22 protein-coding genes are annotated in these 26,345 nt (G+C 37.1%); 14 read left to right on the top strand and 8 right to left on the bottom strand.

All coding sequences use genetic code 11. The features are described 5' to 3' along the window. The first annotated feature begins 82 nt into the window (after nt 1–82). The 3 genes from MKY80_RS00840 to MKY80_RS00850 all read left to right on the top strand — a co-directional run bounded on the left by MKY80_RS00840 (nt 83) and on the right by MKY80_RS00850 (nt 2,462). Nucleotides 83–871 (top strand): transporter substrate-binding domain-containing protein, encoded by a 789-nt coding sequence (locus MKY80_RS00840; RefSeq protein ID WP_342531506.1) that lies wholly within the window; start codon nt 83–85, stop codon nt 869–871. A gap of 216 nt (nt 872–1,087) precedes the next feature. Then, on the top strand, nt 1,088–1,747 hold the full coding sequence (locus MKY80_RS00845) for an amino acid ABC transporter permease (protein ID WP_031418079.1): 660 nt from the start codon (nt 1,088–1,090) through the stop codon (nt 1,745–1,747). Then, the gene (locus MKY80_RS00850) at nt 1,740–2,462 is read left to right on the top strand and encodes an amino acid ABC transporter ATP-binding protein (RefSeq protein WP_089986880.1); all 723 of its coding nucleotides are present in this window, start codon (nt 1,740–1,742) and stop codon (nt 2,460–2,462) included. The genes MKY80_RS00845 and MKY80_RS00850 overlap by 8 nt, the downstream gene beginning before the upstream one ends. An 81-nt stretch (nt 2,463–2,543) precedes the next feature. Here the strand turns inward: MKY80_RS00850 and MKY80_RS00855 are convergent, their stop codons facing one another. Both MKY80_RS00855 and MKY80_RS00860 read right to left on the bottom strand, forming a co-directional pair. Continuing rightward, the gene (locus MKY80_RS00855) at nt 2,544–3,608 is read right to left on the bottom strand and encodes a saccharopine dehydrogenase NADP-binding domain-containing protein (protein ID WP_342531511.1); all 1,065 of its coding nucleotides are present in this window, start codon (nt 3,606–3,608) and stop codon (nt 2,544–2,546) included. Then, nucleotides 3,605–4,306, bottom strand: a complete 702-nt coding sequence (locus MKY80_RS00860) for a class I SAM-dependent methyltransferase (protein ID WP_089986882.1) — start codon at nt 4,304–4,306, stop codon at nt 3,605–3,607. The genes MKY80_RS00855 and MKY80_RS00860 overlap by 4 nt, the downstream gene beginning before the upstream one ends. Nucleotides 4,307–4,403: 97 nt before the next feature. On the opposite strand from MKY80_RS00860, the gene MKY80_RS00865 reads away from it, so the two are divergent. The 10 genes from MKY80_RS00865 (at nt 4,404) to MKY80_RS00910 (ending at nt 17,586) form a co-directional block, all read left to right on the top strand. Beyond that, a complete protein-coding gene (locus tag MKY80_RS00865) occupies nt 4,404–5,450 on the top strand; it encodes a helix-turn-helix transcriptional regulator (protein ID WP_342531514.1) in 1,047 nt (348 codons plus the stop codon). A gap of 279 nt (nt 5,451–5,729) precedes the next feature. Next, the gene (locus tag MKY80_RS00870; RefSeq protein WP_128472309.1) at nt 5,730–6,869 is read left to right on the top strand and encodes a hypothetical protein; all 1,140 of its coding nucleotides are present in this window, start codon (nt 5,730–5,732) and stop codon (nt 6,867–6,869) included. Nucleotide 6,870: 1 nt separating this feature from the next. Further along, entirely contained in the window at nt 6,871–7,266 is a 396-nt protein-coding gene (locus tag MKY80_RS00875; RefSeq protein WP_107922598.1) for a hypothetical protein, read from the top strand. A 20-nt stretch (nt 7,267–7,286) separates the two neighbouring features. Continuing rightward, nucleotides 7,287–7,748 (top strand): GNAT family N-acetyltransferase, encoded by a 462-nt coding sequence (locus MKY80_RS00880; RefSeq protein ID WP_090003012.1) that lies wholly within the window; start codon nt 7,287–7,289, stop codon nt 7,746–7,748. A 20-nt stretch (nt 7,749–7,768) separates the two neighbouring features. After that, nucleotides 7,769–8,281: a tail fiber protein gene (locus tag MKY80_RS00885; protein ID WP_089986887.1), complete on the top strand. Its 513-nt coding sequence runs from the start codon at nt 7,769–7,771 to the stop codon at nt 8,279–8,281. Between the two features lie 15 nt (nt 8,282–8,296). Next, on the top strand, nt 8,297–8,797 hold the full coding sequence (locus MKY80_RS00890) for a tail fiber protein (RefSeq protein WP_090003013.1): 501 nt from the start codon (nt 8,297–8,299) through the stop codon (nt 8,795–8,797). Between the two features lie 14 nt (nt 8,798–8,811). Then, entirely contained in the window at nt 8,812–9,351 is a 540-nt protein-coding gene (locus MKY80_RS00895; RefSeq protein ID WP_090003014.1) for a tail fiber protein, read from the top strand. A gap of 5 nt (nt 9,352–9,356) precedes the next feature. After that, nucleotides 9,357–13,058, top strand: coding sequence for an InlB B-repeat-containing protein (locus MKY80_RS00900; RefSeq protein ID WP_342531520.1), 3,702 nt, complete (start codon nt 9,357–9,359; stop codon nt 13,056–13,058). A 323-nt stretch (nt 13,059–13,381) separates the two neighbouring features. Continuing rightward, the gene (locus MKY80_RS00905; protein WP_342531522.1) at nt 13,382–15,091 is read left to right on the top strand and encodes an RTX toxin; all 1,710 of its coding nucleotides are present in this window, start codon (nt 13,382–13,384) and stop codon (nt 15,089–15,091) included. Between the two features lie 56 nt (nt 15,092–15,147). After that, nucleotides 15,148–17,586, top strand: a complete 2,439-nt coding sequence (locus MKY80_RS00910; protein ID WP_342531524.1) for an S-layer homology domain-containing protein — start codon at nt 15,148–15,150, stop codon at nt 17,584–17,586. Nucleotides 17,587–17,633: 47 nt separating this feature from the next. Here MKY80_RS00910 and MKY80_RS00915 read toward each other — a convergent pair whose 3' ends face one another. After that, a complete protein-coding gene (locus tag MKY80_RS00915; RefSeq protein ID WP_089986892.1) occupies nt 17,634–18,338 on the bottom strand; it encodes a DNA-binding response regulator in 705 nt (234 codons plus the stop codon). A 4-nt stretch (nt 18,339–18,342) separates the two neighbouring features. Beyond that, nucleotides 18,343–21,366, bottom strand: a complete 3,024-nt coding sequence (locus MKY80_RS00920) for an ATP-binding protein (protein WP_342531528.1) — start codon at nt 21,364–21,366, stop codon at nt 18,343–18,345. A 279-nt stretch (nt 21,367–21,645) separates the two neighbouring features. Between MKY80_RS00920 and MKY80_RS00925 the strand changes: the two genes are divergently transcribed. Beyond that, the gene (locus tag MKY80_RS00925; RefSeq protein ID WP_089986894.1) at nt 21,646–22,461 is read left to right on the top strand and encodes a metallophosphoesterase; all 816 of its coding nucleotides are present in this window, start codon (nt 21,646–21,648) and stop codon (nt 22,459–22,461) included. Nucleotides 22,462–22,475: 14 nt separating this feature from the next. On the opposite strand, the gene tatC is transcribed toward MKY80_RS00925, so the two are convergent. From tatC to MKY80_RS00945, 4 genes are read right to left on the bottom strand one after another with little or no spacing between them, the layout of a single operon-like run. Further along, a complete protein-coding gene (gene tatC, locus MKY80_RS00930) occupies nt 22,476–23,321 on the bottom strand; it encodes a twin-arginine translocase subunit TatC (protein ID WP_089986895.1) in 846 nt (281 codons plus the stop codon). Nucleotides 23,322–23,332: 11 nt separating this feature from the next. Next, nucleotides 23,333–23,536, bottom strand: a complete 204-nt coding sequence (tatA, locus tag MKY80_RS00935) for a twin-arginine translocase TatA/TatE family subunit (protein ID WP_036122204.1) — start codon at nt 23,534–23,536, stop codon at nt 23,333–23,335. Between the two features lie 28 nt (nt 23,537–23,564). Continuing rightward, nucleotides 23,565–25,277 carry a GMC family oxidoreductase gene (locus MKY80_RS00940; protein WP_036220295.1) on the bottom strand — a complete coding sequence of 571 codons (1,713 nt, stop codon included), beginning with the start codon at nt 25,275–25,277 and terminating at the stop codon, nt 23,565–23,567. A 12-nt stretch (nt 25,278–25,289) separates the two neighbouring features. Then, on the bottom strand, nt 25,290–26,039 hold the full coding sequence (locus tag MKY80_RS00945) for a gluconate 2-dehydrogenase subunit 3 family protein (RefSeq protein WP_036148186.1): 750 nt from the start codon (nt 26,037–26,039) through the stop codon (nt 25,290–25,292). Nucleotides 26,040–26,345 lie beyond the last annotated feature (306 nt).

Consider the following 26,345-nt stretch of genomic DNA (forward strand, 5'->3'; position numbering starts at 1 on the left):
CATGAATAAATATCCAATCAACTATTTTCGAGAAATGTATTCTCATACACAATACATTATAAATAAAAGGAGATGCTTAAAGATGAAGAATAAGTTTTTCATGATAATTCTTGTCCTAGCTATTGGCGTACTAGCAGCTTGTGGCGCTAAAGAGGATAATGCAAATAATAATGCTGATGGTAGTACAGACAAACAAGTATTAAAAGTTGGTACTTCAGCAGACTATGCGCCATTTGAATATGTTGACGCTGCAAAAGGTGAAGAAATTATTGGATTTGATATTGATTTAATTAAATTGGTTGGGGAAAAAATAGGTGTGGACATGCAAGTGCAAGATATGGACTTCAACAGTCTTGTACCAGCGTTACAAGCAGGAAAAATTGATGTAGTCATTTCTGGTATGACACCAAACCCTGAGCGTGAAAAGGTAGTAGATTTTTCTGATCAATACAATGAAACAGAGCAAGTAATCATTGTTAAAAAGGATAGCGGTATTAAAAAGGAAGCTGATTTAGCTGGTAAAAAAGTCGGTGTGCAAACAGCCTCTATTCAAGAAAACTTAGGTAATGAAATTGCTAAAAAAGTGGATGTTTCAGTTGAAGGACGTACACGAATTCCTGAAATTATTCAAGATATGATGTCTAAGCGCTTAGACGCAGGCATTTTAGAGGGTGGCGTTGCGAAGGGTTATTTAAAAACAAATGATCAATTAGCAGCCTTCCCTGTAGAAGAACAGCCCGAGGATTTCAAAGCGATTGCTGTGCCAAAAGGCAGTGCTTTAAAAGAAAGAATTAACAAGGCATTAAAAGAACTAGCTGAAGAAGGAAAAATCCAAGAGCTAGAAGAAAAATGGTTAGAAAAAGTTGAATAATACTTGCATGCGATAGCTCTTATTTGGGCTATCGCTTATGCTTTTCAGTTCAATCTAATATGCTTCGGCATGATTACGTCTAGATTTTGTTGAGTGTGCTAGAAAAGAACCACTCTCATATCTGTGACAACCGCCAGAAGCTTCTGTATTTGTTGTTTCGCTTTCAGTGCAAAAAAGAATTGCTGAATCAAGATGAAAAAGAAAGGAGGGAGCGCTGTGAATTTGGATTTTACAGCTATCGTTCCCTCTATTCCTTATATTTTAAAAGGGATAGGTGTTACACTTCAAATTGCAATTGGTGCATCCATCATTGGGTTTATCGTCGGTATATTACTAGCCTTATGTAAAATTGGAAAGGTAAAAGTTTTACGCTGGTTTGCTGACTTTTATACGTCAATTTTCCGTGGTACACCACTAGTATTACAATTATTAATTATTTATTATGCAGTACCACAATTATTAGATATTCAAATCGAGCCTATTCCAACGGCCATTATTGCATTTGGTTTAAATTCAGGTGCATATATTTCGGAAATTATTCGTGCAGGTATTAATGCAGTGGATAAAGGGCAAATGGAGGCGGCACAAGCTCTTGGCATTCCTTATGCAAAGATGATGAAGGATATAATTATCCCGCAGGCAGTAAAAAATATTTTGCCCTCTCTAGTTAATGAATTTATTACACTAAATAAAGAAACTGCAGTTGTCACAGTAATTAGTGCCCTTGATATAATGCGTCGTGCTTATATCGTAGGTGGTTCGACATATCGATATCTTGAGCCTTTACTATTTGCCGGTATTATCTATTACCTCATGACACTTGTTTTAACGTTCCTTGGTAAACGAATCGAGAAGGGAATGAGAAAAAGTGATTAAAATTGAAGATCTACACAAATCATATGGTCAGAATGAAGTACTAAAAGGTATTTCAACCGAAGTTAAAGAAAAAGAAGTAATTGCTATTATCGGACCTTCAGGATCTGGCAAATCAACATTCCTTCGTTGCCTAAACTTATTAGAACTCCCTACGAGTGGAAAGGTAACGATTGCTGGGGATGTTCTTACAGATAAAGGGACGAATATTATGAAAATACGGGAAGAAGTTGGGATGGTATTTCAGCATTTTCATCTTTTCCCACATAAAACAGTGTTAGAAAATTTAACGTACGCTCCAATTAATGTAAAGGGAATGGATAAAGCGGTTGCGATAAAAAATGCAGAAGAGTTACTTAAGAAAGTAGGGCTCTTTGAAAAGCGCCAAGAGTATCCAAACCGTCTCTCTGGTGGACAAAAACAACGTGTTGCCATTGCCCGAGCGCTTGCGATGGATCCAAAGGTTATATTATTTGATGAACCAACGTCAGCACTCGATCCAGAAATGGTTAAAGAAGTATTGGCTGTTATGAAAAACCTAGCGGACAGCGGCATGACAATGTTAATTGTGACACATGAAATGGGCTTTGCACGTGAAGTTGCTGATCGTATACTCTTCTTAGATGGTGGCAAGCTCATTGAGGATGCTCCTCCCGAGCAGTTTTTTACAGCGCCTTCAACACAGCGAGCAAAGGATTTCTTAGAAAAAGTTTTATAAATAATTAAACGCAGTAAGTTCTCTTTGAGAGGGGAACTTACTGCGTTTTTTATTAAGAACGCAAAATATAAGGTTATGCCCCTATTGTGATGTAATTAGTTGAGAGAAAGAAGATGCATCAAATTGGTTTTGTATTGCTTCGAATGTAAATAATTCTTCAATATGATAAGTCCCCGCTGGATATTTGTTATCTAGAAGTTCTCTAGCAATGGCAGCTGTAACCTTTGCTGTCACAAGTGATTCATCACGACCTTTAAAGTCTAGTGTCACATTCGCTTCTTTATGTTGTATCTTACCAATAGCTTCAATTTGTATGGAGCATACATCTGTACCCATTTTTATTTTTTGAACGAGGGAGGCAAGCATGGATTGTACTCCTTTAAATTTCAATAAATAGGCAATACGACTTTTTTGTAAGAAGGCGACAAACCAATTAAGTGATTCTACATCAAAGCCTAATCTCGTCACAATGGGAACACTAGGAAAATGATGAGCTAATGTGTGCTGATCTGAAAAGTTGAATTGGTACACACTACGTTTTCCAATATCCCTAAATTGCACAGATCTCTTACTAGTGAAATTAGTAATAATCTGATTTTCGTAATGGGAATACGGAATATTTAATTGTTGCAAAATCCAAAGAATAGCTGCAGTGCCATGCGTATCTCCGGCTCCTAGTAAAATAGAAATATGAAGCTTCTCCATAGTGGTTAATGGATTGGTCGCATGCATGGCCATTATATTAGTTAGCCCTGGAGCCATACCGACACTGAATATGGCAGTTGAACGATACTCTATAGCTGTCGAATGAAGATTTTTTAGTTGTTTGAGGAAGGTATGGCTAGCAGTAATATCAATATACTTAATTCCTTCTTTCAAGCAGAGCTCTGCAAATGTAGTATCTTGTTGCTCCAAACACATAATGACCAAGGCTACATTGGCTAATTGCTGTGGATGTACAGTTCTAGATACATCCATTTGTAAAGGTGCCCCGAGACCATCATGCTGTGCACAAAACTGTCTGGCTTTTTCTAAATTCCTTCCGGCGATACATACTCTATTTGGGTAACTAGAGAGTAGTATTTTTGCAATTTTACGACCAACTTCACCATATCCGCCAACGATTAATATATTATCTCTTGTCATTTGTTTACCTCTTCTTTAATGGCTAATAAGGCGTCGACCATATGTGATTTAAAATATGGAATTACCGTTGAAAATCCGACTTCATGTAATAGGTCCGTTAGCAATTCAAGTGTAATTGGATAGGTAGAGGAGCCAAAGGATTGCTCAAAGCGTAACCAGTGTTCCTCAGATAAATCATTTTGCAGCATAGAGCTTCGCCAATACTTGAGTTGGTGTTGGAATGATACAGCTGACATGTCTGCATTAATGGATGATATGAATAAAATTCCGCTATCCTGTAAGCTATCCGACAATTTTTGTAGTAGAGCTTTTTTTTGTTCATGTTCCTCAATAAAATGTGAAACTAAGTGACAGGAAGCCACTTCAAACTGATGGTCAAACACTAACGCAAGTAAATCTTCTTCATACCAGTCAATATGAAGAGGGGATTCCAATTTCTCAATATGTTTACGGGCAGCCTGTAGCATAATTTTAGAAGTATCAATGGCTGTAAAGTGAGAGAAGGGGAAAGCTTGCCCTAGTGAAAAGAGTTCCTGACCGCCACCAGCTCCAACTATTAGCATGTTATCAGTGGGATAACTTTGAAGAATATCGGTCATCATGTCATAGATAAGGTCATAACCACTAATTTTTTGTCGAATAGTATTTTGGTAGTTAGAGACATTAGGATTGTGCCAGTCATGTTGTGGATTTTTCATTTTTACCTCCTTGTTGTACAATTTAATTAAGAATTATTCTCAATTATAAATGCTTATGGAAAATGTGCTATCCCATAATTCTGGGGGGAGGAACTTTGTGCAAGATATTCATTATTGGAAAAGAAGGTCAGAAGTCCACTTAAAAGATAATCAGAATTCAGTTCAATACCGACAAAAGATGATAGAAGAATTGCGTGATTTTATTAGTTTTGACGCATATTGTTGTACGATGACAGATACTCAAACCCTTTTTTCTATAGGAGCTGTTACAGAGCAATCAATAGAGGATATCCATCAGCAAATAATGTCTTTGGAATACGACTCACAAGATATAAATAGCTATGTATATCTTGTGGAAAGTGGCAAATACATCGGTAAACTTAGCGATGTGAGTAGTCAGAGTAAACGTTATCGAGAGGTGTTAGAGCCCCATGGATTTAGTGATGAAATTCGAGCTGCATTGATGTTTCAGGGGCAATGCTATGGGTTTTTAACACTGTTTAAAAGGATAGACAATGGACAACCCCATTTCCAAGATGCTGATGTAAATCAAGTGAAAATCCTCATGCCTGTTATGGCTGAGGCATTAATGGGGTTCTACCATACGATTATAGATGAGCGACTCTTTATCGAAGAGGAACAGAGTGGAATCATTATTTTGGATGAAGAACATCATATTATTTCCACCAATACAAAGGCGGCTCAATTGTTAACACTTTTAAGAAACAATGAAGGCTTGCTTGATTGGCAAATACCCAAACCAATTCAGGCATTTTGTGCAAAGCTACAGGCTAACAAATTGAACAGCCAATATTCGTTATTAGTGCCAATTAATAATAAGGGTTATGTAACAGTCCAAGCATCAGTTCTCATGACTGCAGATTCACAGCAGCAAATAGCTATACTATTAAATGAAGCATCTCCTAAAGAAATGTTACCCTATTTACTGATAGCCTATCATCTTACACCTAGAGAAAAGGAAGTAGTAGTTGAAGTAATGAAGGGGATACCGACAAAAATTATTGCACAAAACCTCGGAATTTCTAGTTATACCGTTCAAGATCATTTAAAGCTAATTTTTCAAAAGGTAGATGTTGCCGATCGGAATGAATTAGTATGGAAGCTCTTTACTCGTTTTAATTGAATAAATAAGCCTTACGTAAATCTGTTTATGTTCATAAAAGGGAGCATGAGCAGATTTTTTTGCTTTCTTGACAAAATTATAGGTCCAAAGGTTAAGAAAAATTAACCTAAAAAATGGAATTATTTCGTAGAAGAAAATAGGGGAGTTGTACTATAATAAAAATCAGTAGGAGAGTCCTGAGAAAAATACAATACTCGACACCAGTTTTAGGTAGTAAGAAACAGAAAATAGAATACATTTGCTTTTATTATTCTGAAAATTCTGTTAAAGGAGGAAGCAATGATGACGTGGACTTTTTATTTAAACGTTACAAATGACACAGACCGAGATTTAGAGTTAGTAGAATCGCAGTTACACTGGGGTTATTGGAATACAGATGGTGAAGAGGATAAAAAACCTCAAACGATTAAGGCAGGTGAAACGGTTCAAGCTGTTGGAGCCAAATCAGCCTTTGGGCCAAATGGCTATGAATTTTCTTGCTCCTGGAAAGATAAAAATAATACAACACAATCACCATATGGGGTAATGAGCCTTTATGTAAATGTTCCCTATAATGACCCAAATGAAGCTAGATGTCTAGCAAATGGATATTTTGAAGTAACAGAGTGGAAAGACATTCCACACGATGGTCATAACTTTGTTCGAAATATACGAATCTCTAATAAAATGGATAAATTGAAACAAAAAGAAATAAGAAATAATTTATTTACGGACTGGTACAAAATCAAAACATTAAACGAAATTGAAGATGTTCGAGAAATTGATTTAAACCAATCCATTCCCAGTGGTGTTCATTTTGAAAAAATGCCATTATTTCGAACGCCTCTCTTCAACATTTCTAAAAAATTATGGGACGGGGTCAATGATTTAGAAATTGATAGCCTTTATTTAAAGCAGCGAGAGGCACAACAGTATTTTTCTGTAGAGGTAACTTGCTTAAGAGGAGATGCTTCTAAAATTGAAACTGTTACTAAAAAAGGAAAAATTACAGTCATAGATGAGTATGGATTGTCTACTGCTAGTAAGGTGGTGGAGGAAAAGGTTTGTACGATTGAAACTGCCCTTAAATTTACTGAGAAGGCATCTGTATCAGATGAAAAAGTCGTGAAAGCGAGCGTAGCACAGGAACTACAGGCAGAATTAAAGGCGAAATTCAATATTTTAAATGCTATGACAAAAGAGCAACATCAAACAGAGAAAAATTCAAAGACTAGGGTTTTTGAAGCTCCCTCTGATAAGGATATGGACGTTGTGCCATGGATTTTTAGTAAAATGATTCTTCTTTACCGAACAGACAATAATAATATCACAACACTCATTGGTGCATCTGAATGGGATTATGCAGTCTTACACCGTACGCATGTATACGATGTGATGAATAACGCGGAGAAAAAAGTACCGACAGGAGGAGCGTACTAAAATGGCGACTTGGACATTTTCATTAATGATTACAAATGCAACAGACCGTGAGCTTGAAGTGTTTCAGTCACAATTGGAATGGGGAATCTGGAACACCCAAGATGAGGAGGACAAGGAGCCGATTAGTATCCCACCAAATACAACATTACAAGCATTGGGCATAAAAGCATCCACTGGTCCAAATGGCTATGAATGCTCTTGTTCGTGGCGTGATAAGGTACAGCCAGGCGAAAAATCCTATGGCACCATCTCGCTTTTCCTGGACGTACCTCAAAAAAGTAAGAATCGATCTGAATGCTTAGCTGACCATCAATTGCACGTAGATAGTTGGGAAGACTTGTCTGAAAAAGGACATAACTTTGTAAGATCTATCATTGTGACTAATAAGAATGTTTAGAAGAAAGTGGAACAAACATCATGAAAATAGAGCTTAAATCTATAGCAAAGGAGGATGAAGCACTCCTCTATGAAATCTATGCCTCTACAAGAAATGAAGAAATAGATTCATGGGGATGGTCGGCTGAACAAAAGACACTTTTTTTAGATATGCAATGGCGTGCACAGCAAGCTTCCTACAATCAGCAATTTCCAAGAGCGAGTCATTGGAAAATTGTCGTAGATGCTGAGGGCGTTGGCAGGTTTCTCACGGAAGAGCAACCTGAATACCATCATCTTATAGATATAGCTTTATTGCCAAATTACCAAGGGAGAGGCATTGGGACACTTCTTATTGTTCAACTTCAGAAAAAGGCGAAGGAACAACGCAAAGCAGTTGTATTACAAGTTCTTAAAACTAATTCTGCAAGAGATCTTTATGAAAAACTAGGATTTCAAGTTATTCAAGAAGATGAGATTTATATGAAAATGCTATGGAAATAAAAGAAAAGGAGAGTGTTGGCATGTCGGAGGCGTATCTAGGTGAAATTCGTATGTTTAGTGGTAAGTTTGCTCCAATAGGTTGGGCTCTTTGTAATGGACAACTGTTATTGATTAATCAGTATCAGGCTCTTTATTCATTAATAGGAAATAAATATGGTGGGGATGGAATAACAAATTTTGCTTTACCAGACTTACGTGGAAGAATCCCCATTCATTTAAGCTCGCAATATCCTATCGCGAGTAATGGCGGAACGGAAAAAGTAACACTAACAGAAACGAATTTACCAGCCCATACTCATATAGTTTCAGCAAATAAAGAAAAAGCGGATACAACAGAAAGCTCGCCAGCTAATAATGTATGGGGAAAAGCTGATTTAAAGAATTATCAAACAAATATAGCTAGTGATATTGTGCGAATGAATACAGATTTAGTGGCGTCTGTGGGTGGAAATCAACCTCATGAGAATATGATGCCATCAATGGCCATTAATTTTATTATTGCCACGCAGGGTCTTTACCCTGATTTTTCTTAAAAGGGGGAGAGTATATTGGCAGAACCGTTCTTAGGAGAAGTACGGCTATTTAGTTTCGACAAAATACCTCAAAATTGGTTACCGTGTGATGGCCGACTATTACAAATAAGACAGCATACAGCACTTTATTCATTAATAGGAAACCTCTATGGGGGAGATGGTAAGACTACTTTTGCGCTACCTGATTTGCAAGGAAGAGTACCACTTCATAAAAGTGATCAAATTACCTATGGGTCCATAGGCGGTGAGGCAACACATACATTGACAATAAATGAAATGCCTAATCACACGCATGAAGTTTATGCTGATGAAGGCGTAACAAATAAACCATCCCCAATGAATAACGTATGGGGAAAATTTGAGGGAAATCCTATGTTTTCTAGTAATGTAAATACTCAAATGAGTTCAACGGCGATGACAGTTACAGGACAAAGTCAGGCGCATAATAATATGCAACCATATCTAGTAGTATCGTTTTGTATTGCAATAAATGGAATTTATCCATCTAGAAGCTAAGGAGGGACAAAAATATGGCAGATGCCTATTCAGGAGAGATTCGAATATTTGCTGGGAATTATGCACCAAGAGATTGGGCTTTTTGTGATGGCAGTACATTACTTATTCAGCAGCATGCCGTGTTATATTCGATTATTGGTAATAGATTCGGTGGGGATGGCAAAACAGATTTTAAGTTACCAGATTTAAGAGGTAAAGCGCCCATGCACTACGGAACTGGCACAGGACTTACAACAAGAGAATTTGCCAAAGAAGTAGGGGTAGAAAGTGTGACATTAAATAACGAGCAGATTCCTGCCCATAAGCATGTATTACAAGGAAGCTCGAAAACAACTGGTGGAGATAGTAGTCCAGAAGGTGCTATTTGGAGTGCTATAGGAGGATTAAATCCGAAGAAATTATATAAAGAGTTTACAGCAAATACAAAAGTAAATATTCATCAGCAAGCAATTGGTTCAACTGGAGGGAATTTGCCACATAATAACATGCAGCCTTATGTAGCACTAAACTTTATTATTTGTTTGTATGGTGAATACCCAGTGAATGGGGAGTGATGTAAATGAAAAAACGTCAACAAGTATATGTTGTCCTTATGTTGATTGCAATGTTGCTTATAATTGTACAACCGTTTTTAGAATTACAAGTAGCGAGGGCAGCAGTTACAACTATCTTTCCAAGTAAGATTGTAACGGGAACTGTCTTTCAAGGAATGCCGAATAGCGTTGGTATTTTAGAAGAAATAGCCGGCGTAGGTGGTTATGATTCAGGTGATCAGACAAACACTGCTTATGTAAAATTTTACTTGCCGTCAAACTATGATTATTCTAATGCGAAATTAAGTCTTACACCTATTCCTGGTTCGGATAGTGGTGGAGATATATCCAATTTGACAATTAATATTGGTAGCTCGGACGATTGGACATTTACTGATGGGAATACATATTCTCTAGCTGATTTACCAAGTAATGTAGGGATTGAGAAGGATTTTTCAAAACCAGCTTATAGTTTTAATAATTTCGATTACCCTATTTTATTACCTATCGGTGATTTACTTACCGAACAGAATATTAATGATATAAGTAATAGTAATATTATTACTCTAATTCTTTCCTCACCTAATATGAAAGATGACTATGCTGTTTTTAACAACATTTCATTAGTCGATTTTAACACCTCACCTCAAGTGAAACATACAGTCAGTTTTGAAACAGATGGAGGAAGTGCGGTACCAAGTCAAACGGTTGTTAATGGCAGTATGTCAACGATGCCGGAGATAGAGCCGACGAAAGCGGGCTATACATTTGGAGGCTGGTATAAAGACGTTGGTTATACACAGACCTATGATTTTACTAGTGTTATCACTGAGGCTACGACAATTTACGCCAAGTGGAATGCGCAGATGCATACCGTGAGTTTTGAAGTGGACGGAGGAAGTGCCATATCCCATCAATCCGTTGCGCACGGAGGAAAGGCAACGATGCCGCATGTAGAGCCAACGAAAGCAGGCTATACATTTGGCGGCTGGTATACAGATGCCGGCCATACACAAGTCTATGATTTTACTAGTGTTATCACTGAGGCTACGACAATTTACGCCAAGTGGAATGCACAGACGTATACCGTGAGTTTTGAAGTGGACGGAGGAAGTGCAGTATCGGATCAATCCGTAGCGCACGGTGGAAAGGCAACGATGCCACAGATAGAGCCAACGAAAGCAGGCTATACATTTGGAGGCTGGTATACAGATGCTAGTTATACACAGACTTATGATTTTAATAGTAACATCACAGGTAACATAAAAATTTATGCTAAATGGAATGCGCAGATGTATACCGTGAGTTTTAATACGGATGGGGGAAGTGCAGTATCCGACCAATCCGTAGCCTATGGTGAAAAAGTGAGTGCGCCAACCCCAGCACCGACAAAAGCGGGTTACACATTTGAAGGCTGGTATACAGATGCTGGTCATACACAAGTCTATGATTTTACTAATGTCATCACAGAAAACACGACAATTTACGCCAAGTGGAAAGCACAGACGTATACCGTGAGTTTTAACACGGATGGAGGAAGTGCAGTATCCGACCAATCCGTAGCCTATGGTGAAAAAGCGAGTGCGCCAACCCCAGCACCGACAAAAGCGGGTTACACATTTGAAGGCTGGTATACAGATGCTGGTCATACACAAGTCTATGATTTTACTAATGTCATCACAGAAAACACGACAATTTACGCCAAGTGGAACGCACAGACGTATACCGTAAGTTTTAATACGGATGGAGGAAGTACAGTATCCGACCAATCCGTAGCCTATGGTGAAAAAGCGAGTGCGCCAACCCCAGCACCGACAAAAGCAGGCTACACATTTGAAGGCTGGTATACAGATGCTGCTCATACACAAGTCTATGATTTTACTAATGTCATCACAGAAAACACGACAATTTACGCCAAGTGGAACGCACAGACGTATACCGTAAGTTTTAATACGGATGGAGGAAGTACAGTATCCGACCAATCCGTAGCCTATGGTGAAAAAGCGAGTGCGCCAACCCCAGCACCGACAAAAGCAGGCTACACATTTGAAGGCTGGTATACAGATGCTGGCCGCACACAAGTCTATGATTTTACTAATGTCATTACAGAAAACACGACAATTTACGCCAAGTGGAACGCACAGACGTATACCGTAAGTTTTAACACGGATGGAGGAAGTGCAGTATCCCAACAATCTGTAGCCCATGGAGGAAAAGCAAATAAACCAACGACAGTGCCAACGAAAGCAGGCTACACATTTGGAGGTTGGTACTCAAGCAATACACTGGAAAAACTATTTGACTTCGAAAGTGGTTCTATTACAAGAAACATGACTATTTATGCCATGTGGATCAGTAATGTATCACCACCTACCAGCAATAATAGTAGTAGTACCAGTGGAAGCTCTACTCCTACAACAAACACAGAACGTATTATTGTAGAGGTTGAAGGAGAAGATGGGATAAATTTATCTAAAACACCGATTATTCGTACAACGATGCCAGATGGCGTTATAAAGGATCATGTTTCCATGTCAGAGGATATTGCTAAGGAAACAATAGAAAAAGCGAAACAATTGCGGAATGATATTGCTCGGATTATTATTCCTGATACAAATGATAAAGTTAGTGAAATTGTCATTGAGATTCCCAAATCTTCAATAGCGCAATTAAGTTCTGGAAACATAAAGTTAGAAATGGCTACTGCGAATGTAGTGATTTCTATCCCAAATTTATTGAACTTTTACGATGATTTATACTTCCGCTTAGTTCCTATTAAGACATCGGAACAGCAACATCGAGTGGAAGAAAGAATAGTAGAAGAAGATATAATTAAGAATTCAATACAAAGTGAAAAAGTGCATTTAATTGGTCGTCCGATGACAATTGAAACGAATATGCAAAATCGTCCTGTTACTTTAACACTGCCATTACCAAAAAATGTCACTCAAGAACAACTTGATCATTTAGCTATTTTTATCGAGCATAGCGATGGCACAAAAGAGTTAGTGCGTGGGAAAGTCGTAGATTATCAAAAAGATATGCAAGGTTTGCAATTTGAAGTTCAGAAATTCTCTACCTTCTCTATGCTCTATTTGCCTGAAAATGTGGAGGAACCAACAACACATATAGCCTATATTCGCGGCAATGCAGATGGGACATTCAGACCGAATGCTTTTGTAACTCGCGCCCAAATGGCAAGTATGTTTGCTAGACAACTAACAGTTAATGCAATTCCTACGTCGAAGGCAACATTTACAGATACTGTTCAGCATGACGCCAAAGATGCAATTGAATTTGTGAAACATACGGGTTTATTTAACGGCGTTACGGAGGCAAGCTATCAACCAAATGGTTTCATTTCACGTGCCCAAATGGCTGTAGTAGCGGCTCGTTGGATAGAAAAGCATTGCGTAAACAATCCAAACGCAGATTTTTGTAAACCAACTTCACAAAGTAAAGTTTTCAAGGATGTTAGTAATAATCATTGGGCTGTTCAAGCCATTCATACTGTTAATGCGAGGGATATTATGACTGGTACAACGGCAGACACATTTGACCCCGAGGGTTATTTAACACGGGCGCAAGCAGTGAAGATACTTAATCACTTATTTGAGCGTCAAGTAACAACGGAACATAAAATTCCAATATTTAAAGATGTCCCAAGTGATCATTGGGCATTTAATGAGATTCAAGAAGCGGCAGTAAAACATATTCATAGTAAATAACGAAAATTAGCTAAAAGGCTATGTAATGTGTGTACTTTAGCCAATGAAAACCCGAACAATTTTACAAAACTCTCAGTTTGAGTTTGTAAGAGTTTGGGTTTTCTTTTTGTTACTTCATAAAAATCCGACCTGATAGTAAAGAATACAAAATCGTCTTTGGTATATCAAATAAAGGTTAAGAAAAATTAACTTTTGTCATTATAATATTCTGTAGTTAGGTTTTTAGTACTGGTATATAATAAAAAATGAGTTAAAAGTCATGATAAAGGAGAGAATTTGCAAACTTTTGTATTTACATAATTTCAAAAATAGGAGGGGTCACTTTGTATCCAAAAAGAAAATGTCTTGTGATAGCCATTTTACTAACTTTAATCTGTAGTTTTTGTTTTCAAGAAAAAGTAGCCTATGCAGCACCTGTTAATCGACCACCGATTGTTGTAGCTTCTGAAATAATTCCAAAGCAATCCATGACACTTGGTCAAGAGAAAATTGTCATTGATTTAAGTAAGTTATTTTATGATGCTGATAATGATCCTTTAATACTTAAAGCTATTACTGAAACCGTGGGCATTGTTACAACCGAGGTAAGTTCAAATTTATTAACACTTGAGGCGCTATCCCCTGGAAAGACAAAAATAAAGATTAGTGCTGATGATAGAAAGTTAGGGAGAGCAAGCAGTAGTTTTGAAATAGAAGTTTTACCTAAGTCGAATAATATACCGATAGTAACGCAATTAATAAATGATCAAACTGGGCATGTTGGTGATCCGCCAATTCTGATTGATGCAAGTAATGTATTTACGGATGAAGATAATGATCCTTTAACATTGTCAGTAAGCTCCAATGATGAATCTGTTGCTACAGCGCAACTGAATTCTCAAATGATAAGTATCGAGCTAGTAGGCATAGGTAAGAGTGTCATTTCAGTACAAGCGGATGATGGTAACGGAGGGAGCGAAACGACAACATTTGAGGTTACCGTAACGAGTCCACCAAACCAACCTCCTGTAGTTGCGCAACCTATAAGTAACCAACTAGGTATTGTGGGTGATGTAATCACTATAGATGGAAGTGGTATTTTTTCAGATGCTGACAATGATGTTCTCACAGTAAACGTTTCTTCCAGTGATGAATCCATTGCTACTGTTCAAATAAATGCGCAAACCATTACTGTTCTGCCGATTGCTGCTGGCGTAAGTACAATTACAGTCCAAGCGGATGATGGAAAAGGAGGGCAAGTATCTACAAGCTTTTTAGTTACTGTAACAACTCCTACTGTAAATCATTCCCCAAAAGTAGCTAAGACCATTAGTAATCAGAGAGCAACAATGGGTGGCGATAGTTGGAATGTCTTAGTGGATGATATATTTTCAGATGATGATAACGACCCATTAACCTTGACTGTAAGCTCAAGTAATAGTGGAGTGGTAACTGCTAGTCTGAATGGCACGTCACTTAAAATTACTCAACATTCATTGGGGACAAGCATTATAACTATTACAGCAGATGATGGAAAAGGAGGACAAGTATCTACAAGCTTTATAGCCAGTGTAGATGCCCCAGGATTTTTTATATCAGACTTTGTGCAAAACGGAGAATATAATGATGTCCTAGAAATATATAATGCAACAATGGTTCCACTATCAAATTATAAAGTAGAAATACAGCAGTATAACTTAATTTTTAAACAACATACGGTCCAAACACTAAATATACCTTTAATACATCCAAATACTAATTTTGTAGTCATCCATTCTTATTTTTATGATTTTTTTGATATGACCGTTTCGCCATATTTCAATGAGGAATTTGTTTTCAGAGATGCAACTAAAATAACAGTGTCAATTACGTTAAAAGACAGTAATGGCAATGTTATAGATATGTTAGGAGCTAGGGATTCGAGCGTCTCTATATTGCAAAGTAGCGGTGGCTATATAAGAGATAAAAGGCTACAATCGGGTACTTCAAATTTTAATCATTCAGAGTGGCTATTATTGCCTAAAGATGACTATTCTACAATCGGTCGCTATTAAAACTTGATTCTAAAAAAGAGAGGGTGATTGTTATTCGAAACTCTAAAAGAAAAGTAATGAATGTAATGCTGCTAACTATTTTAGTAATTTATATGATACCTATATCTCCTGTAGCAGCAAAAAGTAATTATTATTCATTTAATGCAGCAACTAATAACGAAGAAATGAAATTGGCCATGACTACGGATTGGCATGTATTACATTACTCTTATAAAGGAAATGAATTATTTCAAAATTTTAAATTAGCCGATCAGAATTATTTGGCAAATAAATTACTAGTCGAACGTCCACAGACAGGGTATCAATCTACAAGTACATTGCGACAAGTTTATTTAAATGCAGTTAATGATCGTTCATACCTTATAAATGTTAACAATGCGACAGATGAACTTACACTTTGGACCATTTTTATTGATGATGATCATTTAAATTATAGTCATTTTAATCTCCTTACGATTGAAGATCAAGATAGTGTCTGTCAGCAAATTATGATGGCACGTCCTAATCAAGGTTATGCTGCAATAGAAACTTTACAATCTGTGTTGGATAGTAAAGTTAATAGTATTTTAAAACAAAAAGTACAACTTGATAAAGATGCACTTACTATTGTCTATTCTCAAGATGACTCTTCAGAAAATGTAACTAAAAATCTTGTTCTACCGATTATTGGAGAAAATGGTGCGACAATTACTTGGGTATCTGACAAGCCCGAAGTAGTGAAAGATAATGGAACCGTTATACGTCCATCTGCAGACAAAGGAAATCAAATGGTTACATTGACTGCTAAAATTACTATAGGTGAATATGTGGAAACTAAAGTTTTCTCTATTCATGTTAAAGCATTTTCTCCTAATCAAAATGCATTTTTAAAGGAGTTAACAATTTCATATGGTACTTTAAATACACCATTTAACAAAAATACATTGTCTTATACAACCCATGTTCCAAGTACAGTAGATCGTATATATTTAAAACCAATAGCTGAGGATGAAAAAGCTATAGTAACAATAAATGGTAAGGCAAGTACCGAAGCAATAAAGCTTGTAACAGGTGTAAATACAATAAAGATTTTTGTAACTGCTGAAGATGGTAGTCAAAGGGAATATACAATTTTAGTTACGAGAGAAAATGCTCCAAGTAATAGTAAGGATACAACTTTCTCTGAATATGCAGAAACTCTTTCTCCAGAAATTATTACTATAAATATAGAATCAAGTAGTGGAGAAACGGTTTCTAAAACGACTATTAAACGATTAAAAGATACAGATGGATCAATGAGAGATGAAGTAATTTTAACCGAAAAGAATATGTCGGAAGCTATTACTAAACTAAAAGAGGAAGGTTCAGATCAAGCACGTATCGTAATTCCAGATTCACAGGATAGAGTAAAACAAATTGATATATCAATGCCTAATAATATTGTTACTCTGTTAAAAAACAATCAATTGAATGTAAATATTTCGGCCTACAATGTGAAAATCGATGTATCTAAATATTCATTGGCGACATTTAATGACAATTTATATTTCCGTCTAATCCCGTTAAGTGAGGAAAAAGATCGATTAAAAATCGAAGAGCGGGTGAAGCGTGAATTCATAGATCAAAAGATAACGGGTAGTTCATTTAGTAAGGTAGTAGGGCGGCCCATGAAAATTGAGACTAATATGCAAAATCGCCCAGTAACTTTAACCTTACCTTTACCTAAAGATTTATCCGAAGAACAGCTTAATAACCTAGCTATCTATATCGAGCATAGCGATGGTACCAAAGAATTTTTACGTGGGAAAGTTATAGATTATCAAAAAGATATGTTAGGTTTACAATTTGAGGTTCAAAAATTCTCTACCTTTTCCATTCTTTATTTACCAAAAGATGAAGATGTGGAGGAGCCTACGATTGACATTACACATACAGCGTATATTCAAGGCTATGTAGATGGTACCTTCCGTCCCAATGCCCCTGTTACACGAGCACAAATGGCCATGATGTTTGCTCGTCAATTAACAGATAATACAATTCCACAAGCGAAGGCAAACTATACAGATACAATACAACATGATGCTAAATATGCAATAGAATTTGTGAAGGAGAAGGGTCTGTTTGAAGGGGTTACAGTAACCAACTTTAATCCAAATGGCTTGATTACCCGTGCACAAATGGCAACAGTGGCTGCCCGCTGGATAGAAAAGCAATATGCAAATCGTCCAAATGGCGACTTTTGTAAACCGCCCTCACAAAGTGCAATATTTAAAGATGTGAGCGTCAATCATTGGGCTGTTAAATCGATTCATACTGTCAATGAATGTGGTATTATGACGGGTACGACGGCATTAACATTTAATCCAGATGGTTATTTAACACGTGCGCAAGCAGTAAAAGTACTAAATCGTTTGTTTGCTCGTCAAGTAACGACAGAACATCAAAAGCCAATATTTAAGGATGTCCCAAGCGTGCATTGGGCATTTTATGACATTCAAGAAGCGGCAAAAAAATAAAACGAGGCACGACGATTTCATTAACTAATCGTCGTGCCTTTTTGTCTTTATGTAAAGAGGAATTGATAACCAGAACCTCTTACCGTTACAATGTTAGCTTGATGGCCGGGGATGGACTCCAGCTTTTTTCGTAAATTGCTTATGTGAACTTTTAATGCCTGTGTTTGTCCTAAACTATCTTCTGCCCAAATGAGCTTATATAGGTCAGATGGATGAAAAATTTGCCCTGGTCGCTGTGCTAGAAAATATAGAATATGAAACTCTTTAGTGGATAAGGTTAAAGCCACTCCATCGATGTACATCTTTCCTGAATGTAGGTGGAAGTGGAAATTTTCGATGACTTGAACATCTTCATTTCGTATACTTCCATCTGATAGTTGCTGAACTTTCCCCCTTCGTATAGAAATCCTCTCTATTGTTTTCATTAAACGGGCTTTTTCAATAGGCTTTAAAATATAGTCAATAGCCTGAACAGAAAACGCCTCAATCGCATAATGCTCGTAGGCAGTCACAAACACGATGTCCAGAACATGCGTTAATTCTTCTATCTTACTAGCGAAATCAATACCACTCATCTCAGCCATTTCAATATCTAGAAAAAGAATATCGGGTTTGAGCGTAGGAATGTTTGCTATAGCTTCTAAAGGATTGAGAAATTTTCCAATCACATCAATCGCTCCATTGTCCTTTAACATAGCTTCTAATAAATTGATTGCTAAAATTTCATCGTCCACAATGATAGCTTTTAACATTCTTTCACCTCTTTTCATCCAAAAATAGTGGGAATCTTAATTTTACAGTCGTTCCTTTATTGACAATACTTTCGATATGGAAAGTGGTCTTTTCATATTTTCTTAGACGTTTGGTAATATTGCGGATTCCGACGCTCTGGTGAACGGAGGGCTCCTCTGATAAAACTTTTTCAACTAAATCTTGTGTCATTCCGTTACCGTTATCCTCAATTTGAATATCAATCATTTGTTGATCTTTCTGAATAGTCATTAATACTTTTCCATTTGCTCGCTTGTTTTTTAAACCGTGAAAAAGAGCGTTTTCTACTAACGGTTGAAGTAGCAGAGGGGGAATCAGTATAGGTAATGGCTCCTCCATCTGAATTTCCCATTCAAGTTGATCAGGATATCTCGTCTGGTGAATATTGACGTAAGCTTGAATTAGCAGAAGCTCCTGTTCTAGAGGAATAAGGCTATTTGTATTCTCAAAAGCAAGGCTGCTTCTTAAGAACGTAGCAAAGTCAGTTATCATAATACGGGCCTTATCCAAGTCTAAATAGCTTAGCGATAAAATTGAATTTAAAACGTTATAAATAAAATGTGGTTTTATTTGTGCCTGCAAAAACGCTGTTTCCATTTTAATGGCAGTTTCTGCTGATTCCTTTAATAAAATAAGATTTCGCACTCTTGTCTTCAATTCAGCAGTATCTAATGGTTTATGGAGAAAATCATTTGCTCCAGATTGGAATGCTGCAAGTAAATCCTCTGGTCTAATGGCTGCTGTAAGCATTAGAATTGGTAATTCCGCCGAAGAATAGTTTTTTCTGATTTGTTGGCAAACTTCATATCCAGAAAGGTTGGGCATCATAATATCTAAAATCAATAAGTCTATATCTGGATGCAATGTTAATTGTTCAAAAACTTGCCGACTATCATCAACAGCAATGATTGCGTAGTTCTCCTTTGCAAGAATATCGATTAGTACTTTGAGGTTAATATGATCATCATCTGCAATCAATATTTTCTTACCCGATGTTCTTTCCTTAAAATAGGGGAATGTTATTGGTAAATAGTCTTTTGTTAATATAATTTTATTTTGCTGTTGCTTTTCTTGTTGATCTTGCTTAATTGGCTCCACTGGTAGTTTGACGCAGAAAGTTGTTCCTTGATCAACCACTGAATGGACAGTGATTTCCCCGCCATGCAAATTGACAAGTTCTTTTGTTACATTTAGACCAAGTCCAGCCCCTTTACTTGCATCCTCTAGTTGTCGGAAGGGCTCAAAGATCGACTCTAAATGCTCTGGGGCAATACCTCGACCAGTGTCACTTACTTCAATAGTAAGGAACCCCTGCTCTTCATAGCAGGATATCTCCACTTTTCCATGCCTAGTATATTTAACAGCATTTTCAATAATGTTATAAAGAATTTGTCGCAGTCTATCCTCGTCTGCAACAATAAATTTTCCTCGTTCAATGTAGTTGTAAATCTTTACGTCCTTATTGCCGATGTACGACAATATTTCAACGATAACATGGGTGACAGAATAAAGGTCTACATTAGCCAGGCGTAACTTTAGCTCACCCTCTTTTAACTTTGAAAAATCTACTATGTCATTAACAAGATGTGATAACTTTTCTGTAATATTAAATATAAGTGATATTTTTTCCTTTTGTTCCATCGTTAGTGTTGAGCTCTCAGGGGGCTCTAGCATGGACTGAGAAATTGCAATTACACCGTGTAATGGCGTGCGAAACTCATGTGACGTTTTTGCGAGAAATTCATCTTTTAATTTATCCACCCGGAGTAAAGCATTTGTTAATCTTCCTTTTTCCAAGTAGGAATCTGTAAAACGATGTGAAATATAAAGAGAGAGCATCGTTAAACAAATAAAGGGAAGCAAAGGAGGTAAAGAGTAGATTTCTAAATTAATATTGAGATTTAATGTAGCTACAACCATATAGATAAGAATTGCCATAGTACTAAACCATAAATAAATAGCGCCTACTAAACGTTTAAAGATTGCGATCGTTTGAATATAAAGCAAGTAAAAGATATTGATTAAAATATATATAGAATAGACGGCTTGTAAGTATGAGCTAATGGATATGGGGAGCATCACCGTAGCTGATAAGACAATGCCAATCATACAAAGTACTTTCACGAACCTTTTATAGGCAATTTGCTGGAGGGCATGGTAAAAATACAGCAGCATGAAGATACCTGAGCCGATACTTGAAATGATTTGGACTCGTATCAGGGATTCATAGGTGATAGGGAGTAATTCCATTAATACTTTTTCTCCATGAGATATACTGTATAAACCAACCATAAAGCAGAATAAAGAAAAATAAAGCTGCTCAATTTCAAGCTTGGCATATAAGTAGGAACCAGCAAAATAAATAAACATTGTAAAAAAGGCAGCAATAGTAATTAAATCGTAGAAAAGTGAGCTTTCTCTTAATTTACCAATACTCTCTTGATCTCCGATAAAAACGGAACCAATAATTCCTCCGCCTGATGCATAATCAAAGTTAGCGACATGAATGATGATTTCCAGTTCATCCTTGTCAGGCGAAAAATAAGCAACATACGGTACATTTTGTTGTACATATGTCGAATCCTCGGCAGGTTCTCCACTTTGTCCAATACGTTTTTCATTTATGTAAATGGCATTTGACATTCGAATATTACCTGTTTTTATGCCCAATATAGCATCCGTATGATTAATAAGAACTTTTAAACGATAGGTACCGCTACCAAGTGAAGTGAAAGTTTGATCATCCAGCTTATACCTAGACCATAGTGAAGGGACATTTACTAAATAAGAATGATAGGTGTCAATTTCGGAATAATTCAATAATTTATTAGGAATGAAATCCCATTCTCCATCCAAACTTACAGTGTTTTCGTGCAAGTCATACTGCCTAAGATCGATTACACCTGCAACTGCTTTAGGCGCATTTGGGCTTTCATTATTAAGAAATTGAGTTGTTAACCCAATCGCTACAATACTAATAACAATAAAAATAAGTAATAGCTTTCTCATCTTTGTTCTCTCATTCTTGTCAAATTGGAAGGTACAGATAGTTAAAATTTTTGAATGTACATAATTATGAAATTATACCCATATTATATCATGTGAAAGCTGACTACGAATAGATAAAATGCGCATGATTTCCTATAAAGGGGGGGAGGGGTATAGTTGAATTTTGTGCATTTTATGTAATTAAAGTGCATATACTTACAATCAATTTGTTTTTTGCTTATAATAGGGAAGTCAGAATTTTTTTCTGAAAAAAAGTAGCCGCAAAGTGAGCGATTGCGATTGAAAAAATTATTATATGGTGTTTTTTTCGTTGTTTTTATAGTCATTTTTTTGTACGTAAACAATCACTGGCTAGTCGTTAGTAAGCATGTATTCGAATCAGAAAAGGTACCTGCCAGCTTTGATGGGCTACGCATTGTACAAGTATCGGATTTACATGATGCCCTCTTTGGTAACAATCAGAAAAAACTGATTGCTAAAGTTAAGGAAACAAATCCTGACTATATTTTTATCACAGGTGATGTGATTGATAGCAATCGCTATGATTTAAAACAAAGTCTACAGGCAGTGAAGGGACTAGTTGAAATAACGGATGTTTATTATGTACTAGGAAACCATGAAGTGGCGACGAATAAGGTAAGTGAAATTTATGAGGCGCTATCATCGTTAGGAGTACATATAATGGCCAATGAATCGACCGTGTTAGAGCGCGACGGGGAGCGCTTGGCGATTGTTGGAATTGAAGATCCGTTAATGGGTAGATCAACAGAAGAAATGTTGGAGTTGGCTACAGCTTATTTACCAGATGATATGTTTAAGATGTTACTGGCACATCGACCTGAAGTGTTTAATACGTATGTAAATGATGGCATAGACTTAGTATTTTCTGGGCATGCACATGGTGGGCAAGTTCGTATTCCAGGTCTTGGAGGACTTGTTGCACCTGGACAGGGGCTATTTCCGAAATATACGGCTGGTGTCTATGATGAAGGAACGACTAAGATGGTGGTTAGTCGTGGTCTGGGCAATAGCTCGGTACCATACCGCATTTTTAATCTACCAGAAATTATTGTCATGGATTTAAAGAAAAAATAAGCACTGCGTAAAATTTACGCAGTGCTTTCAATTTGTTTTCGTTCTATGCGTTTGACAAGATAGATACTTATTTCATACAAAATAATCATAGGTATTAATACGAGGAGTTGACTAATAAAATCGGGCGGTGTTATGACAGCGGAGCCTACACCCATTCCGATATATGACCAGCCTCGTATTTTTTTCATGGATTCAGCGGTCAGTACTCCAATAGCTGATAAAAACAGGGCAACGATGGGTAATTCGAATAATAGTCCTAGCGGTACTGTAGTCATAATTAAAAAATGCATATATTCACTAGCGGATACCATGACATCAAAATTGGTAGCACCTATGCCGACTAAAAATGAATAGCTTAGAGGGTTTACAACAAAATAGCCAAAAGCGATTCCCAATAAGAACAGTGCCAGCATAACGGGTGCATAGAGTCCTAAAAATCGACTTTCCGCTTCCTTTAGCCCTGGTTTTACAAAACTCCACAAAAAATGAACAAGAAATGGCATAGCAAGACCAAATGATAAGGTAGTTGAAATAGTCATATAAAATTTAACGACCTCAAGCGGTCCTAAAATAATGAGAGAATGACCACGAGTTACAAAGGGGAACCATATATTAATAGTAGAAAAAACAACAATAAAAAATAAGATAAAGACCGTTAGCCCTTTTATTATTTGTTTACGTAGTTCTGAAAGATGTTCTAATAACGAGTTAACCGGTATAAGAGGTTCATCTGCTATATGCTGCTCTTCCATTTTTTTCGCTTGTATTTCAACTAAAGCCTCCATAGGTAACGGAGGCTCAGCTTGTGGTTTATCAAGAGGGCTTAAAAACTTTCTTTTTCCATCCTCATAAGGATCCATAGGAAACCCTCCTACGAAGCATCAGATTTTTTTTCGACCTTTTTCACCGAATCATCATCATCGTCTATAAGTCCCTTAGTGGACTTTTTAAATTCTGCAAACGTTTTACCAACTGCTCCACCGATTTCTGGTAATTTTTTTGGGCCAAATACAATTAATACAATAACTAAAATAATAATTAACCCAGGTACACCAATTGCTCCTAGACCTCCCATAAGTCTTGCCTCCTTTAGAATGATTTTTTTATACTAAAGAGCCACCTGATTGACTATACTTTATGACACCTTCTGCACAACGATAGGCTAGTGCTCCCAACGTTCCAGTTGGATTGTAGCCGCTATTATGTGCAAAGTTTCCAGCGCTTACAGCAAAGAGATTATCAACATCCCAGTGCTGCAAGTAGTTATTCACGACACCTTGCTCTGGCGTTAAACTCATAACAGTCCCACCTGTGTTATGGGTTGTTTGGTAGGGCACGATATTATAATCGGTAATTTCAGCATTTGGGACGATTGTTTTTGCGCCCATTTGCTTCATAAGGTCTGCTGCACGCGCTGAGATAAATTTATGAAGCGCACGATCCTGATCCGTAAAATTGTACGTTAGTTGCATTAATGGAAGCCCATATGCATCCTTGTAGGTTGGATCTAATGTTAAATAATTCTGCTTATGTGGCATGGATGCACCTTGCGCACCAATCCCAAATGAACGTGTATAGTAATGAATAGATTGCTTTTTAAATTCTGGTCCCCATGTAGGTGTATCAGGAGGGGTTGGATTTGACCCAATTGGTCGGGTCCCTGTTTGTGTAAGAGCGATGTTTCCACCATGAATAAAATCTAATTCACTATGGTCAAAATTGTCGCCATTATAGTCGTCTACACACATGCCTAAAGAGCCTGCCCCCATAAATGTGTTATATTGTTCATCAAAGAAACCAGCAGCCCCAGGTAAGATTTGATAGCAATAATTTCGTCCAAGTGTCCCTTTACCAGTAGTAGGATCATATCTTTCACCTATGTCAGAGACCATTAATAGCTTGGCATTGTTAAAGACGTAACTCGTTAAAACGACAGCGTTGGCAGGCTGAATAAATTCTTCTCCTGATACGGTATCGATATATCTTACACCCGTAACCTTATTGCCTTGTTTTAAAATTTCAACAACATTGGAATTGTAGCGTAAATCAAAATTACCTGTTTTTAATGCAGTGGGGACAACTGTAATTTCTGCAGAGGATTTTGCGCCATATTCGCAACCAAAACGTTCGCAGAAGCCACAATATTGGCAAGCATTAATTGTTTCACCATCTGGGTTTTTATAAACCTCAGAGACGTTTGCTGATGGCACCATATAAGGTGTTAGCTTTAAGTCCTGTGCCGCCTTTTCAAATTGCATAAGCATCGGCGTTTTCTTCATAGGTCCGGTTGGATAAGGGTTTGAACGTTTTCCGCTAAATGTATTTTTATCATCTCCAGAAATACCAGCTGTTTTTTCAAACTTGTCCATATAAGGCTCAAGTTGATCGTATGTTAATCCCCAATCCTGAATGAGATAATCTGGCCCAAGTTTGTTTGGACCATAACGTTTATCGGTTAGCGTTTTTATTTGGAAATCATAGGGTAAAAAACGATACGTCATTCCGTTCCAATGTGTTCCTGATCCTCCTAGCCCCTCTCCGAGTAAGAAGGAACCTAACTGGCGCATCGGTAATGCCTTCATATTACGATCATTGCGAAAAGTAACCGTTTCTTTGGATAGATTTTGCATTAAATCATAACGAATGGCATAACGGTATTCATCATGAACGTTTAAATAATCTTCAGTACCACGCTTTTGCCCTCGCTCTAAACCAACTACCTTTAAACCGGCTTTTGCACATTCAGCAGCAACGATACCACCTGTCCACCCTACACCAACTGTTACAACGTCTACACTTGGTAATGTTTTGGCCATGTTTTAACCCCCTTAGTGGTTGCCCAAAGATTTAGGCTCAATTTTTTGGAATTTCTTATCTTCAATTTGTGATATATAAGCCATTTGGTGGCCAGGGAAGTTCTTCATGCGCCAGCCATCCATATTACGATTCCCTCCATACATTGGGTCAGAATAAGCACCCTCTAATGTAGCGGCTCGTAACAGTGTAAAGAAGAATGCTGATTGTACACCAACCATTTCAACTTCACCCTTTTGAAAGGCTGTTAAAATTTCATCGATCTGTTTACCATCCAAATCGTTAAAGCTCTTCTTAAAACGTTTTTGCGCCTCATCGTCCATTTTTTGAATGCCCTGTCTGAAAATTTCAGCTCGCGTTAGGCGGCTTTGATAGCCTTGAGTAGGGGAACCTACATCAAAAGGGCCTTGCATATATTCCTTAGAATTACTTCCGTAATTTCCTGCTAATTGATGATCGATAAAATAAGGGACATCCAATCCTATAGCACCTGGCCCTAAATCATCTTCAGGAAAAATGCGTTCTGTAGCCTTTGATAAAATACTGAAATCTCTTTCATTTCTAAAAAACATTTTTGCTTTTGGCGAACCAAGAGCCTCATTTGTAGTACCGTGTCCATCATGCTCCAGAGTAGAAGTACCTTTACCATTGATGTTGTAGCCTACTAGTCCTCCAATTAATCCACCGCCGACTAATGTACCAGCAGCAATACCAGTTGTCTTTAAAAAGTCACGACGTGAAACATTGTTCTTATCTGAACTCATCGTAATCCTCCCCTCAAAATGTTTTGAATCTATCCTATTTCTAATAATCAGCAAAAAATGTGAATTATAATCAATTTTTGTTGGGAAAAGTTTTAATTTCATCCATTAAAGCCAATGAATTTTGTCTACCTATAGCAAAAGATACCGATAAGTTAAAAAAATGTAGAAAATTGTTAGCACTATAGCGATAGGGTAAATGGTATTATTATACATTAATTAATCTTATTGGAAAAGTTTTATTGACTTCTCCTTTTGCTGACTTTACTCTGAAAGTAATGCATAAATAACTGAATTTTATAGCTAAAA

The organism is Lysinibacillus sp. FSL R5-0849, assembly GCF_038595075.1.
GTDB lineage: Bacteria > Bacillota > Bacilli > Bacillales_A > Planococcaceae > Lysinibacillus > Lysinibacillus fusiformis.